The 14,199-nt window shown below is 67.2% G+C and carries 10 protein-coding genes; 4 read left to right on the top strand and 6 right to left on the bottom strand.

Annotated features, from left to right (window positions below):
- Positions 1 to 23: 23 nt before the first annotated feature.
- Positions 24 to 356 carry a DUF6172 family protein gene (locus tag FHT08_RS11665; RefSeq protein WP_166775153.1) on the top strand — a complete coding sequence of 111 codons (333 nt, stop codon included), beginning with the start codon at positions 24 to 26 and terminating at the stop codon, positions 354 to 356.
- 97 nt (positions 357 to 453) lie between these two features.
- On the opposite strand, the gene FHT08_RS11660 is transcribed toward FHT08_RS11665, so the two are convergent.
- The 6 genes from FHT08_RS11660 to FHT08_RS11635 form a co-directional block, all read right to left on the bottom strand.
- Complete coding sequence (locus tag FHT08_RS11660; protein WP_166775152.1) at positions 454 to 1,743, bottom strand: DEAD/DEAH box helicase; 1,290 nt, start codon at positions 1,741 to 1,743, stop codon at positions 454 to 456.
- A gap of 1,098 nt (positions 1,744 to 2,841) precedes the next feature.
- Positions 2,842 to 4,290 (bottom strand): dihydrolipoamide acetyltransferase family protein, encoded by a 1,449-nt coding sequence (locus FHT08_RS11655; protein WP_104538735.1) that lies wholly within the window; start codon positions 4,288 to 4,290, stop codon positions 2,842 to 2,844.
- Positions 4,287 to 4,670 (bottom strand): SH3 domain-containing protein, encoded by a 384-nt coding sequence (locus FHT08_RS11650; RefSeq protein WP_047124579.1) that lies wholly within the window; start codon positions 4,668 to 4,670, stop codon positions 4,287 to 4,289. Before FHT08_RS11650 ends, FHT08_RS11655 begins: the two co-directional genes overlap by 4 nt.
- Before the next feature lies 1 nt (position 4,671).
- Positions 4,672 to 5,742 (bottom strand): alpha-ketoacid dehydrogenase subunit beta, encoded by a 1,071-nt coding sequence (locus FHT08_RS11645; RefSeq protein ID WP_047126216.1) that lies wholly within the window; start codon positions 5,740 to 5,742, stop codon positions 4,672 to 4,674.
- Entirely contained in the window at positions 5,735 to 6,823 is a 1,089-nt protein-coding gene (gene pdhA / locus FHT08_RS11640) for a pyruvate dehydrogenase (acetyl-transferring) E1 component subunit alpha (protein WP_047126215.1), read from the bottom strand. The genes FHT08_RS11645 and pdhA overlap by 8 nt, the downstream gene beginning before the upstream one ends.
- 177 nt (positions 6,824 to 7,000) lie before the next feature.
- Entirely contained in the window at positions 7,001 to 10,582 is a 3,582-nt protein-coding gene (locus FHT08_RS11635) for a lamin tail domain-containing protein (RefSeq protein WP_166775151.1), read from the bottom strand.
- Positions 10,583 to 10,991: 409 nt separating this feature from the next.
- Between FHT08_RS11635 and FHT08_RS11630 the strand changes: the two genes are divergently transcribed.
- The 3 genes from FHT08_RS11630 to FHT08_RS11620 all read left to right on the top strand — a co-directional run bounded on the left by FHT08_RS11630 (position 10,992) and on the right by FHT08_RS11620 (position 14,169).
- Positions 10,992 to 11,894: a tryptophan 2,3-dioxygenase family protein gene (locus FHT08_RS11630; RefSeq protein ID WP_166775150.1), complete on the top strand. Its 903-nt coding sequence runs from the start codon at positions 10,992 to 10,994 to the stop codon at positions 11,892 to 11,894.
- A gap of 155 nt (positions 11,895 to 12,049) precedes the next feature.
- The gene (locus tag FHT08_RS11625; RefSeq protein ID WP_166775149.1) at positions 12,050 to 13,567 is read left to right on the top strand and encodes an oligopeptide:H+ symporter; all 1,518 of its coding nucleotides are present in this window, start codon (positions 12,050 to 12,052) and stop codon (positions 13,565 to 13,567) included.
- Between the two features lie 11 nt (positions 13,568 to 13,578).
- Positions 13,579 to 14,169 carry a thioredoxin family protein gene (locus FHT08_RS11620; RefSeq protein WP_104538730.1) on the top strand — a complete coding sequence of 197 codons (591 nt, stop codon included), beginning with the start codon at positions 13,579 to 13,581 and terminating at the stop codon, positions 14,167 to 14,169.
- Positions 14,170 to 14,199: the final 30 nt, after the last annotated feature.

Genomic DNA, 14,199 nt, shown 5'->3' with positions numbered 1-14,199 from the left:
GCCAGTTCCCAACCGATGTCGCCATGCGCAAGACCTATCAGCTCAACCTCGAAGGCAAGAACCGCGATCGTCTGCTGGAGTCCAGCAAGCACGATATCCGCAAGTACATCCGCCGCGAGCGTCGCAAGGACTTGCCGGAAGGTGCGGATTATTGGGACTTCGACACGCGCTTCGGGGTGGACGAAGCCAGCGCTGCGCCGCTGCCGCCGGCCGAGCTGATCCGGTCGATCAATGCGCTCACCAGCGAAGGTGGCGAGCAGTTCTTCGTGGAAATCCTGCGCAAGCCCGGCAAACGCACCGCGCGTGCGGACGGTGACAGCGCCCCGGGCGGCGAACTGGACTTCGAGCAGGACTGAGTCTTCGCCGCACCGGCGTGACGGTGGATTGCGCTGCGTTGGCACGCGTTGCGTGGCCGTCGTCAGCAATGCGCGTGCCCGTCACCGCATCGAACGCTCAGTCCGGCTTGCCAGCCTGTGCTACCGCTGCGCGCAGCTTGTCCTTCTTGCTTGGCCGCCTGCCCTTGATGCCGCCGTTGTCGTCCGGCGCGCGCGTGCCGGTCATCGGCGTCTGCGACGCAGGGGCAGCTGTTGCCAGGGTCGGTTCGAATCCGGCAATCACGCTGGTCGGCACGCGCAGGCCCTGACGTTTTTCGATCAAGCGCCATTGCGGTTGGCTCTCCGCAGTGACGAAGCTGATCGCAAGGCCGCTGGCGCCGGCCCGTGCGGTGCGTCCGATGCGGTGGGTGTAATCCACCGTCGAACGCGGCAGGTCGTAATTGATCACTGCCGGCAGCGCGTCGATATCGATGCCGCGCCCGGCCAGATCGGTGGCCACCAGCACCTGCAGTTCGCGCTGTTTGAAGGCGGACAAGCTGCGTTCGCGGCGGCCCTGGCTCAGTTCGCCATGCAGCGGCTGCGCGCTGATGCCGCTCTTGCCGAGTTTTTCGGCGACTTTTTCGGCGGTATGCCGGCTGGCGACGAACACCAGCAGATGCGACCAGCCGTGCTCCTCCAGCAGGTGGCGCAGCAGTTGCGTGCGCTGGCCGGCATCGACGGCGATTGCGCGTTGTTCGATCGCAGGCGCGGCCTCCGGCATGGCGGCGATGGTGATGCGCAGCGGGTCGCGCAGGCGACGCTTGGCCAGCGAGGCGATCGCGGGCGGAAACGTGGCCGAAAACAGCACGCTCTGGCGCTGCGTCGGCAACAAGGCCAGGATGCGATCGAGCTCGGCGCCGAAGCCCAGCTCGAGCAGGCGGTCGGCTTCGTCGAGCACGAGTGTGGCGACCTCGCTCAGGCGCAGCGCGTTGTGATCGACCAGATCCAGCAACCGGCCGGGCGTGGCGACCACGATATCGGCACCGCCGCGCAGGGCAAGCAGCTGCGGATTGATCGAACTGCCGCCGGTGGCCGCAACGATCTTGAGCCGTCGCGGCAGATGCGCGGCCAGCTGGCGCAGGGTGTCTTCGACCTGCGCGGCGAGTTCGCGCGTGGGCACCAGCACCAGCGCACCGAGCACACGCGGTGCGGTATCCGGGGCCAGGCAACGTTGCTGCAGCAGCGGCAGCGCATAGGCCAGCGTCTTGCCCGAGCCGGTCTGCGCCATCGCGATCAGATCGCGCCCCTGCAGCATCGGCGCAATCGCCTGCTGCTGGATCGGTGTGGGCGTACGGTAACCGGCGCGTGCCAGCGCAGTGTCGAAGAATGGCTGCAGCTGAGGCGACAGCGAGAGATGGGCAAATGACATGGGCCGATTATCCAGGCATTTGCGCTGCAATGGTCGGTAGTACGTCATGCGAGGTTGCCGTTGAACAATGCGTCGGTGGGCGGGCAAGGGCGCTGCAACCAGAGCGCAGCGCTGCCGCGTGGCAGCTCATCCTTCCATATCGTCCAAGTCCATCCCGGCACAACGCATACCGCAACCAAGACTTCGACCCGTGGATTCTTAGGCGCGATCAGATGTTTGAATCAAGAAGACTGGTCCGTGGAGTGCGCGGTGCCCTCACCGCTTGCGGGACACGCCGTGAATCCGTCCGTGGAGACTGCTTGGCGGCATCCATGCCGCCAAGGGTCCCGCAACCGTCGAGGACACCGCACCAGGAAGTTTCTAGGTTGCTCAATGAAAGCCTGCTTCTTGCTCGGCTCGTCTTGGGCAACTGATTGGGCTTGCTATACAAACAACGCATGTCATGCGCTGCTTGTAACCACGCACACCGATCATCTCGACAGGTCCTTGCCCGCCCACCGTCGCGGGACCTTACGCGGCATGGATGCCGCGTAAGAGCCTACAAGGACGTACTCGCGGCGTGTCCTGCGATGGTGGGCGGGCAAAGGGCCCTGCAGCCAGGCCGCAGATCATCCGCTTTGCAACCTAATCTATCCGCGCTGTCCAGGTCTTTGGAGCACGACACTTAAAGCAAGCGAGACTGAAAACGGTGGCGTCGTTTAGGCGCGATCAGATGCTTAAGTCAAAAGCCTTGTCCGTCGAGTGTGCAGTGCCCTCACCGCTTGCGGGACACGCCGTAAATCCGTCCGTGGAGGCTCCTTGGCGGCATCCATGCCGCCAAGGGTCCCGCAACCGGCGAGGGCACCGCACCAGGATGTTGGTCGGTGGCTTGGCGAAAACCTGCTTGTCGATCACCTGGCGTTGGCAACCGATCGGGTGCGCCTAGTCCAAATGCCGCCTTTCACGCGCTGCTTGTAACCACGCACACTGACCATCTCGACGGGTCCTTGCCCGCTCACCATCGCGGGACGCAACCGCGGGCCCAGGCGCGTGCGAATGGCCGCCACACGGCCGGCCGCGCCCACCTGGTGGTAGACGCGGCTGTTTGCTGCCCGTGCGTCAGTTGGCCAGCGCCAGATCGTCCAGCAGTGCGCGCAGGAAACGCGCGGCCTCGCCACCAGTGGCGGCGCGGTGGTCGAAGGTCAGCGACAGCGGCATCACCTTGTGGGTTTCCACCCCGCCCATCACCGGGGTGAGCTGGTAGCGCGCGCGGCCGGCGGCGACAATGGCCACGCACGGCGGCACCACCACCGGGGTGGCGTAGCGGCCGGCGAACATGCCGAAGTTGGACAGCGAGATGGTGTAGCCGCTGAGCTCCGACGCGGCGATGCTGCGGTTTTCCACCTGCTGGCGCAGCCGGTTGACGCTTTCGCGAATGCCGTGCGCGTCGAGCATGTCGGCATTACGCAGCGCGGGCACGAACAGGCCTTCTTCGGTATCGACCGCGATACCGATATCCACCTGGGTGTGCAGGGTGCGGCTGAGTGCCTCGCCATCGAACCAGGCGTTGAGTGCGGGCACCGCCTGGCACGCACGCACGATGCCGCGTACCAGCCGCACGGTGACATCGTTGCCGGGCTGCCAGGCGTGGATGTCGGCATCGTCGTTGAGCGTGGTCGGCACCACCTTGCTGTGCGCATCGGCCATGACGCGCGCCATGTTGCGGCGTACGCCCTTGAGCTGCTCCGGCTGCCCTTTTGCGACCACGCCTGGCGACTGGGTACGCATCGGTTTGCCGCTGGCAGACAGCGCTGCACGTGGTTGCGCGTTGCCGGCTCCGCTGGTTGCCGAGTGCGTGCCGGCAGCGGCATGCGGCGCGGCTGCCGGCGCGTTGCTGCCGTTGGTCGGCGTGACCGGCGCGCCAGCGCGCGTTGCAGACAACGGCGCGCTGCCGGCCGCGGCGGCCTGCTTCACATCGGCCATCGTCACCGTGCCATCCGGGCCGCTCGCCCGGATCTGGCCCAGGTCCACGCGCAGCTTGCGGGCCAGCGAGCGCACTGCCGGCATCGCGCGCACGCCGCCCACGGCAATCGCCTGTTCGCTCTGTACGGCATTGGAACTCTGCATCGCGCCGACCACCGTGCCGGCGTCGTCACGCTCGCTCTCGCCACTGGCATCGGCGTCGGCAATCTCGCCACCGTTGTCGGACGCGACCACGCGCGTGGTCGGGCCGGCGGCGCTGTCACCGGTGCTGGGCGTGTGCGTGGATGCAGGGCCGTGCGAGTGCCCGGTGTCCTGACCATCGGCGCGCTGCGGCTGCGACGCGTCCAGCGCGAACTGCGCCAGCATCGCGCCGGTCACGATCACATCGCCAGCGGCGCCGGCGAGCTTGACCACGGTGCCGGAAAACGGCGAGGGCACCTCGACCACCGCCTTGGCGGTCTCCATCGAGACCAGCGGATCGTCCAGGCGTACAGTGTCGCCCTCCTTGACGAACCATTCGACGATGGTGGCGTCGGGCAGGCCTTCGCCCAGGTCGGGCAGGTGGAAATTCTTGGCTTCGCTCATGGCAGGTTCTCTTGCGCCGCAGGCAGCGGCGGCGTGGTGTCGTCGAGGAGTTCGAGGTCGGCGGCCGGCAGCCAGCCCTGCATGCCATCGGCACGCTCGGACCACCACCAACCGCCATGTTCGTAATGCAGCAACACGTCCTCGCCCTGGTGGGCATCGAGTTCGCGTGCGTCGTAGTCGCGCAGGGCTTCGGCCTGGCCGTCGCCCAGGGGGCGCAGCCAGGCCACCGGGGCCCAGCCGGCATGGCCGTCGCCGGTGTTGACCCAGGCAAAGGCCGGCCATTCCTCATCGCGCACGCCGACGGTCACTTGCTGGCCGGCGTGGAAGCGGATCGGGTTGGCGTACGCGGCGCGATAATCGCAGAGCAGACGGGCGCGCATGTCAGCCGGCGGCCACCGCGCGACGGGCGGCGGTGACGATGCGCTCCACGCTCGGCAGGTACTTCATTTCCAGCCGGAACAGCGGGATATGCGTGTCGTAACCGGTGACGCGTTCGACCGGCGCAAGCAGGTCGTACATCGATTTTTCCGCCAGCTGCGCGGCGATCTCCGCGCCGAAGCCGGCAGTACGCGGGGCTTCCTGCACGATCACGCAGCGGCCGGTCTTGGCCACCGATTCGGCAATGGTGTCGAAGTCCAGCGGGCGCAGCGTGGCCACGTCGATGACCTCGGCGCTGATGCCTTCGCCGGCGAGCTTGTCGGCCGCTTCCAGCGCTTCCTTGACCTGCGCGCCCCAGGTCACCAGGGTGACGTCGGTGCCGTCGCGCAGCACGAAGCACACGTCCAGCGGCAGCGCCTCGCCGTCGTTGGCGACCACTTCCTTGTACTGGCGGTAGATGCGCTTGGGCTCCATGTAGATCACCGGGTCCGGGTCGCGGATCGCGGCCAGCAACAGGCCATAGGCGCGCTGCGGCGAGGACGGCAACACCACGCGCAGGCCGGGCACGTTGGTGAAGATGGCCTCGTTGGCTTCGCTGTGATGTTCCGGCGCGCGGATGCCGCCGCCCCACGGCACGCGCAGCACCATCGGGCAGTGCAGGCGCCCGCGCGTGCGGTTGCGCAGGCGGGCGGCGTGGCAGATCAGGTGATCGACCATCGGGTAGACGAAGCCGTCGAACTGCGCTTCGGCCACCGGCTTCATGCCCTGCGCGGCCAGGCCGACGCTCAGGCCGGCGATGGTGGTTTCGTCCAGCGGCGTGTCCAGCACCCGCTTGCTGCCGAAACGCTGCTGCAGGCCAGCGGTGGCGCGGAACACGCCGCCGTTGACGCCGACATCCTCGCCCAGCACCAGCACCGCGGGGTCGTGTTCCAGCTCCCAGGCCAGCGCCTGGGTGATGGCTTCGATCAGGGTGATGGGCGAACTCATGGCGATCTCTCCGCGCGTGGCTGCGGCGTGGTAAGGGGCACTGGCCTGCTGTGTCGCAGCCAGGTGTGACTGGTTGAGCTCATCCATGACGGGCCTCCTGCGCCATCACCTCGGCGCGCTGGGCCAGCAACTCGGCCGGCGGGTCGCCGTAGAGGTAATCGAACATCGCTTCGACCGGCTGCACCGGCGTGTTGAGATAGGCGTTGACCTCTGCGTCCACGCGCGCGCCGCATTCGGCTTTCCAGGCGGTTTCCTGCGCCTCGTCCCACAGGCCCTGCGCGGTGAGATAGCGGCGCAGACGCAGCAGCGGCTCGCGCGCCCAGCCCTGCTTGACCTCTTCTTCGCCGCGGTAGCGCCGCGCATCGTCGGCGGTGGTGTGATCGGACAGGCGATAGGTCAAAAACTCGATCACCGTGCCGCCGTCGCCGGCCAGTGCACGCGCACGCGCCTGGCGCATCGCTTCGAGCACGGCGATCAGGTCGTTGCCGTCCACCTGCAGGCAATGCAGGCCGCCGGCCAGGCCCTTCTGCGCCAGCGTCTGCGCGCCGGTCTGGGCCGAGCGCGGCACCGAGATCGCCCAGCCGTTGTTGATCACGCACAGGATCAGCGGCAGCTTGTAGGCGCCGGCGGAATTGAGCGCGGCGTAGAAGTCGGTCTTGGAGCTGCCGCCATCGCCGCAGCAGGCCACTGCGACCTGCGGCTTGCCCTGCAGCTTGAACGACAGCGCCGAACCGGCCGCATGCAGGCACTGGGTGGAGATCGGCACGCAGATCGGGAAGTCGATTGCCGCATCGGCATCGCGCGGATAGTCGCTGCCGCGTTCGTCGCCGCCCCAGTACAGCAGCACATCGCGCGGGCGCACGCCGCGTTCGAACATGGTGCCGTACTCGCGATAGCTGGGCGCGAACACATCCCCGCTGCGCATCGATGCGCCGATGCCCACGTGGGTGGCTTCGTGGCCGAGGCAGGCCGCATAAGTGCCCAGCTTGCCGGTGCGCTGCAGCGCGACCGACTTGCTGTCGAAGGTGCGCACGAACAGCATGCGCTTGAACAGCGCGAGCAACTGTTGCGGGTTGGCGGCGTCGGCCGGCAGGTCGTCGCGGACGAACTGGCCGTCCGCGTCCATGTATTGCAGATATTCGATCTCGAACTGCGCGGCTACGCTCATTGCGGCGACACCTTCACCAAGAAGTTTCAAATGATATGAGTTGCGATGTTAAGGACCACGCAGCAAAAAGCTGTCCTGCACCGCAGCACACAATGATGCTGGCTTGCACAAAAAAAAGGGCGCGGACCAGGCCGCGCCCTTTATCGCAGTACAGAACTGCGACATGTTGCACTGCGATCAGCGGCGGCCGGCGCCTGCGGTGATCGGCGTGACGATCAGCGCCGCGTTGTCGGCCGGGTTGGCATCGGGGGAGGTCGAACTGGCACTGGCCTGCACCCGCACCGCGCGCTCGGCCGGGATCGGCTTTGCCGCGACAGTCAGCTGGAACGTGGCCTGCGCGCCCGGCTGCACTGCGGCGGCGGTGCTGCACACGAAGATCGCGCTGCGCAACGATTGCAGCTGCTTGGCGCAACGCCAGCCGCTGGGCGGCACCAGCAGTGACAGCGCCGACACCGTGTTGCCTTCGATCCGCACGCTGGCACCGGTGGCCGCTGCGTTGCCGCGGTTGTCCAGCAACACCCGGTAGGTGGCATTGAAGGCGGTGGTGGGCAGCGTGGCGGGGCCTTCCAGGCGCACTGCCAGATCGCTGCGCAGCGCTGGCTGCACGCTCACTGCGGCGGTGTCGGTGTTGTTGTCCGGCTGCGGGTCGGGCGTTTGCGAGGCGACCGAGGCGGCCAGGGTCAGGGTGCGTCCTGCCAGTTCCGCGCCAGCGTCGACCTGCACGGCAAAGCGCTGTGCGTTGCCCGATGCCAGCGAGGCGATGGTGCAGGTGACCACCGTCTGGGTCGCTGTTTCCGGCGGTTGGCAGCTCCAGCCCGGTGCCGCGGTGACCCGTGGGCTCACCGCGGCGTCGAAGGCCAGTGCCACCGCTGCAAATGCCGCGCTGTCGGGCCCACGGTTCTCCACATCCACAGTGAAGTCGATGCGCTCGCCTTCGGTGACCTGTGCGCGTGCTGCAGTGACCGTTGCGCCCAGGTCGGCACGCAACGCGGGCGCCATGCGCAACAGCACCACGGTGGGGTCGTGGTCGGACAAGCGCGTGGGCGTATCGGCATCATTGCGCGCGGTGCCGGGGAAGTCGGCATTGATGCGCGCGTGGCCCACCGACAGCGAGGCGATGCCGGGTGCGCGCATCAGCGCCTCGTTGGCCAGGATGTGATCGAGCGACTGCACGTTGCCGTCGAAGGCGTACGAGTAGCTCTGGTCGGGCGTGTTGAACCAGGTCAGATCGGTGTAGTCCGGGGTGACCAGGTCCACGCCATCGCCGCTCACCACGGTCTGCGCATCCGGCGCCGGCCTGCCGGTGACGGTACCCATCGCGTCCACATAGCCGTCGTTGAATTCGAAGGCATTGAAGTCGCCCATCACCAGCACCTGCTCGGCCGGGTCGCGCTGCTGGCGCGTCTGCAGCAGACGCGCCAGGTACTCGGCCTGGGCCTGGCGTTTGGCGCGGATGCGGGTGCCGGCCGCATCGTCGGTCTCGGCGCCGTTGAGCGAGCGCTGATGCACCACGATGGCGGTCAGCGGCAACACGCGGCCATCGGCCTGGTGCACCCTGGCGCTGAGCACCAGCGGCGGGCGGTCGTTGAGCAGGCTCACGCCACCCGCCGGTTCGGTCCAGGTGGTGGTCTTGCCTTCCTGGGCGATGGACACCACTTCCACGCGCGACACGCCGGCCGACACCGTACCGGTCTTGACCAGGAAACCGACGTCGATGCCGCCGACGTCATTGCCTTCCTGCAGGTAGGCCACGTACTGCGGATTGGGCTGGCCGGAGGCGATGGCATCGGCGTTGACGCGCGCAGCCAACGTCTGCAGCACGCTGATGTTTTCCACCTCCACCGTGCCCAGGATGTCGGGCGTGTGCAGGTCGTTGCGGATCGCCAGCGAGGCCTTGTTGAGGCGGGCCTGAAACGCGGCCGGGGTGAGCACCGGCTCGCCGATCGCCGGGTCGTTCTGGTCGTCGAAGAAGCGCTCCATGTTGTAGGTCGCCACCGCCACGTCGTCGGCCTGCGGCAACGGTGCCGGGCGCGGTTGGTCGGCACCGTTGCAGTTCACCTGCGGGGTGCGTTCCGGATACAGCGTGTAGCGGCGGAAGCTGTAGTCCAGCGGGCCGGTGACATCCAGCACGAGGCAGCCGGAGGCCAGATCCAGCCGTTCGGCGCCCACGCCGGCACTGCCGACGGCGATCACTTCCGGGTTGGTGTTCCAGCGCGGCACGCCGGCAGGCGAGCCGGCCGGCAGCGGGTCGGGCAACTGCACGCCGGGCTCGCGAAAGGCGCGCGGCAGGCCGGTGACCACCGCATGGAACACGCCATTGCTGGTGGCGGTGGCATTGACCTCGTTGACGCTGCCGCCGGTGGGCGCGTTGACGGTGAGGCTGGCGGCGGTGACGCGCATGCCTTCCAGCGCCTCGAGCTGATCAAAGGCGCCGTTCGGGTTGGGGAAGTTCGCGCTCAACGCCACCGGCATCGGCAACGGGTTGCCGGTGGAATCCAGCAGCACGGTCAGGCTGCCGCCGATCTCGGTCAGCGGCGGCTGGGTCGGGTCGGCGGTGGGCACGTACTCGAGCACCGTGCCCTGCACGCGCACCCGGTTGCCGATGGCGGCGGCCTCCGGCGGTGCGCTGCCGGTGTAGACGTAGACGCCTTCGGAGGTGGCCGGATCGCCATCGGTTTCGGCATCCGGCGCCTGCAGGAAGAAGCCGGCGCTGCGACGGGCAGTGACGATGCCCGAGGTGGCGGCCATCTGGCCTTCCAGCGGCGAGCGTGCGCCCTTGCCCTGGATGGCGTGAATCGGCAGCAGGCTGAAGTCGTGGTTGAGGATGGTGCCGGTGGCACTCAGCGTGGCCGGCAACGCGCCGGTGAGGCCGCTGATCTGCAGCGCGAAGGTCTCGTCGGGCTCGGGCGTGGTGTCGCCCAGCACCTCCACGGCGATGCTGGCGCTGCGCTCGCCAGCGGCGATCCGGAAACTGGAGGCGGGCAGGGCGACATAGTCGCTGCCGGCCGTGGCGCTGCCATCGGCGGTGGCCGCGGTGAAGCTCACCCCGCCTGCGCCGGCCGGCTGGCTCAGGCTCAGCGTGAAAACGACACTGCGGCTGCCGCTGTTGCCTTCGGCCTGGCTGACATCGGCCAGCGTGGCGATCGGCTGGCCGCCGCCGCTGCACAGGCGTGCGGGGCTGGCGGCGTTGCGCGGGGCCGGCGCGCCGGTGGAAAAATCGGCCGAGTTGTTGTCGGTGTCGGTGCAGCCATCGCCGCCGCGCAGCACTGCCAGCGTATTGCTGGGCGCCGGTGTGGGCGCATTGCCTTCGGCGCAGCTGGCGGTACTGCCATAGCCGACCAGATCGGCATTGCCGGTGGGGCAGGCGCCGCTCAACGCGGAGGCGCTGTTGCTCAGTGCCACCTTGCCGGCGCCGCCGCCCATGGCGATGGTGCCGGTGGCGTCGGGCGTGGGCAGCGCAACGCTGCCGCCGCTGCCATCGGCCTGCTTGACCAGGTAATAGCCGCCGGCCGGCACAGTGCCTGCCAACGGGGTGACCTGCCAGCTGCTGCCGGCGGCCGAGGCGTATTGCACCGACCAGCCGTCTAGGCTGACCGGGGTGCTGCCGATGTTGTGCAGCTCGATGAAATCGCTGCGGAAGGTGGCACCGCTGTTGCCGCCACCGCCGTAGACCTGGCTGATGACGACCTGGGCATCGGCGTGGCCGGCAATCGCCAGCGCACAGAAAAGTAAGGCTGCACGACGCTGCAACACATGCATGAGATGAGAGTCCCCTGATCCATGAGACGTGAAGCGCTCCCCTGGTCCGGCCACGTCCCTGGCCGGCAGCGCCGTTCGATTCTGCATGAATTTGCAGACCTTGGTTGACGATACGGTGACACCGGCGCAGCGGCTGCGACCGCACGGTCGAAAGCGGCCGGATTTTTCAGATGTGAAGTACCGGTCGCGTACGCCACGGCACTGCCAGGCTGCCAAGTAGGCAGGCCACCCAGGCAAACCGGACGCTGCTACGGCAGCGCGACACAGCGCAACGCAGCGACATGCATCAAGGCCGCGCGCTGCAACTCCTGCCTCCCGAATCCCGAATCCCGATTCCCCAATCCCCAATCCCCAATCCCCAATCTCCGCCGCTGAGCTACCCTGACAGGCCCGATCCATCTGCACTGCCATGCCCGTCGACAAGAACCTGCGTGACCTGGAACCCGGCATCCACACCGATCTGGAGGGGCGGCTGACCTACGGCGGCTATCTGCGGCTGGACCAGTTGCTGTCGGCGCAGCAGCCTTTGTCCGAGCCGGCGCACCATGACGAGATGCTGTTCATCATCCAGCACCAGACCGCCGAGCTGTGGCTCAAGCTGCTGGCGCACGAACTGCGCGCGGCGATGGGGCACCTGCAGAACGACCAGGTCTGGCAGTGCCGCAAGGTGCTGGCGCGCAGCAAGCAGGTGCTGCGCCAGCTCACCGAGCAGTGGTCGGTGCTGGAAACGCTGACGCCGAGCGAGTACATGGGGTTTCGCGATGTGCTGGGCCCCTCGTCCGGCTTCCAGTCGCTGCAGTACCGCTATATCGAGTTCCTGCTCGGCAACAAGAACCCGCAGATGCTGCAGGTGTTCGCGTACGACCCGCAGGGGCAGGCGCGGCTGCGCGAGGTGCTGGAAGCGCCCAGCCTGTACGAGGAGTTCCTGCGCTACCTGGCGCGCTTCGGGCATGCGATTCCGCCGCAATACCAGGCGCGCGACTGGACCTGTGCGCACGTGGCCGACGACAGCCTGCACCCGGTGTTCGAGCGCATCTACGAAAATACCGACCGCTACTGGCGCGAGTACGCGCTATGCGAGGACCTGGTCGATGTGGAAACCCAGTTGCAGCTCTGGCGCTTCCGCCATATGCGCACGGTGATGCGGGTGATCGGCTTCAAGCGCGGCACCGGCGGGTCCAGCGGCGTGGGCTTTCTGCAGCAGGCGTTGGCGCTGACGTTCTTCCCGGAGCTGTTCGACGTGCGCACCTCGGTGGGCGTGGAGGGTCGTGAGCCGACGGTTGGTGGTCGCGGTGAGCCTGAAAAGGGCTGAGCGGATCGGTGCGGGCTTGATCCCCGCAGACCGGCCGCCATCAGGCCGGCGAATCCTGCGAATTTGACGCGTACATGACGTCTAAGTGATCCTCGCGCGTCTCCCGGGGTACGCTCCGGGCACCCAGCCATTACTGAATACGCAAGGGACATTCCATGAGCGTTGACGCGACCGCGCCGACTTCCGCCGCCACTCCGCCGCCGCCGGCACCGCCAGAGTTCCCCACGCTGCTCGGTCATCCCCGGCCGCTGTGGATGCTGTTCATGACCGAATTCTGGGAACGCTTTGCGTTTTACGGCATTCGTTGGGCGCTGGTGCTGTACATCGTGGCGCAGTTCTTCAACGGCGATGCCACCGGCCAGGCGCCGGCCGGACGCACCTATGGCGCCTATCTGGCGCTGGTGTATGCGGCAGCGATCTTCGGTGGCTACGTGGCCGACCGCGTGCTCGGCTACCAACGCTCGATCCTGGTCGGTGCGGCCGTCATGGCCACCGGCCTGTTCCTGATCGCCATTCCCGACCACACCATGTTCGAGATCGGCCTGGCCACCGTGGTGGTGGGCAACGGACTGTTCAAGCCCAACATCTCCACCATGGTCGGCAAGCTGTACTCGGTAGCCGATCCGCGCCGCGACAGCGGCTTCACCATCTTCTACATGGGCATCAACCTCGGCGCGATGATCTCGCCGGTGCTGACCCAGCTGCTGGCTGAAAAGGTGTTCGGCACCGACGCCATGCCGTCCTACAAGATGGTGTTCATGGCCTCCGGCGTGGGCATGCTGATCAGCCTGGTGTGGTTTTGGATTGGCCGCGCGCAGCTCAAGGGCATCGGCGTACCGGCACCGAACGCGCAAGGCATCGGCCGCGTGCTGATGGTGCTGGTCGGCTGTGTGCTGGCGATCCCGGTGGTGTACTTCCTGCTCGCCGTCGGTGCGGACGTGCTGCAGATCGTGCTGACCGTGTTGTTCGTCGGCCTGTCGGTGATGCTGCTGGTCGAAGGCATCCGCGAAGGCAAGGTGCAGCGCGACAAGGTGATCGCGATGCTGATCATCTTCGCCTTCAACGTGCTGTTCTGGATGTTCTTCGAACAGGCCGGCAGCTCGTTCACCTTCCTGGCCGACAACATCGTCGACCGTGGTTTCGGCGACTGGACCTTCCCGACCGCCTGGTTCCAGTCGGTGAACTCGATTGCCATCATCACGCTGGCGCCGATCATCGCCTGGATCTGGGTCAAGGCCGGCCGCTTGAACCCGTCGATTCCGCGCAAGTTCGGCCTGGGCCTGCTGTTCAACGGCCTGGCGTTCCTGCTGCTGATGTTTGCACTGTCGAGCCTGGTCAACGATGCTGGCAAGGTGCCGTTCTGGACCTTGTTCATGGTGTACGTGATCCAGTCGGTGGGCGAGCTGTGCCTGTCGCCGATCGGCCTGTCGATGGTGACCAAGCTGGCACCGGTGCGCCTGGTCGGTTTCGGAATGGGCGGCTGGTTCCTGTCCACCGGCATCGGCAACAACCTGTCGGGCATTTTTGCCGGGCATGTCAGCGGAAACGAAGGGATGAGCGTGTCCTCGGCCCTGAGCGGGTATACCTTCGGATTTTGGGCGCTGTTGGGCGCTGGCGCGGTGTTGTTCCTGATCGCGCCGTTGATCAACAAACTGATGCATGGTGTGAAGTGAGGAGAACAGCAATGCCGATCAAACCCACTGTCTGTGGCCTGCTGCTGGCAGGTCTGTTGAGCGCCTGCGGGCAGCCCACCGAGCAACAGGAGGCGCCACGGCCGCTGGATACCTCGATGCAGAAGCCGCCCAGCGCCGATCCCAGCCAGCCGGTGTCCTCGGGCAATACGCCCACTGCGGCGGACATCGCCGCGGCGGCGGCGCTCAATGCGCAGTACGACCCTTCGCGCGATCCGGCCGCCGATCTGGAGACCGCCAAGGTCGAGGCCAAGCGCGGCGGCAAGCGCATCGTGCTCAATGTCGGCAATGCGGCCTGCGAGCCGTGCAAGGCGCTGGACGAGCTGATGGGCGGCGATGCGGAGCTGCGCAGCTTCCGCGATGCGCACTTCGTGGTGGTCAAGGTCAATCGCGATGCGGCCAACGAAAACGCCGCGTTCCTGTCGCAGTTCGCCCAGCTCAACGACTATCCGTCGCTGCTGGTGCTGGACAACGACGGCAAGCTGCTGACCACCCAGGCTGGCCCGGACCTGCGCAAGGGCGAGGGCTTCGACCGCCGGAAGCTGTTCGATTTCCTCAAGCAGTGGGCGCCGCCGCAGGCGTAACCCGTCGTTGCCGCGTCATGCAAAAACCCC

The sequence above is a fragment of the Xanthomonas sp. CFBP 8151 genome (genome assembly GCF_011761885.1).
Lineage (GTDB): Bacteria > Pseudomonadota > Gammaproteobacteria > Xanthomonadales > Xanthomonadaceae > Xanthomonas > Xanthomonas arboricola_B.
This window is presented reverse-complemented; position numbering and strand designations above follow the sequence as displayed.

Bases quoted from the DNA above. Each gene is read 5' to 3' on its own strand.
- FHT08_RS11630 (WP_166775150.1), top strand. From the start codon at position 10,992: ATGCCCGTCGACAAGAACCTGCGTGACCTGGAACCCGGCATCCACACC.
- FHT08_RS11625 (WP_166775149.1), top strand. From the start codon at position 12,050: ATGAGCGTTGACGCGACCGCGCCGACTTCCGCCGCCACTCCGCCGCCG.
- pdhA (WP_047126215.1), bottom strand. From the start codon at position 6,823: ATGAGCGTAGCCGCGCAGTTCGAGATCGAATATCTGCAATACATGGAC.
- FHT08_RS11645 (WP_047126216.1), bottom strand. From the start codon at position 5,742: ATGGATGAGCTCAACCAGTCACACCTGGCTGCGACACAGCAGGCCAGT.
- FHT08_RS11635 (WP_166775151.1), bottom strand. From the start codon at position 10,582: ATGCATGTGTTGCAGCGTCGTGCAGCCTTACTTTTCTGTGCGCTGGCG.
- FHT08_RS11650 (WP_047124579.1), bottom strand. From the start codon at position 4,670: ATGCGCGCCCGTCTGCTCTGCGATTATCGCGCCGCGTACGCCAACCCG.
- FHT08_RS11620 (WP_104538730.1), top strand. From the start codon at position 13,579: ATGCCGATCAAACCCACTGTCTGTGGCCTGCTGCTGGCAGGTCTGTTG.
- FHT08_RS11660 (WP_166775152.1), bottom strand. From the start codon at position 1,743: ATGTCATTTGCCCATCTCTCGCTGTCGCCTCAGCTGCAGCCATTCTTC.
- FHT08_RS11665 (WP_166775153.1), top strand. From the start codon at position 24: ATGCGCAAGACCTATCAGCTCAACCTCGAAGGCAAGAACCGCGATCGT.
- FHT08_RS11655 (WP_104538735.1), bottom strand. From the start codon at position 4,290: ATGAGCGAAGCCAAGAATTTCCACCTGCCCGACCTGGGCGAAGGCCTG.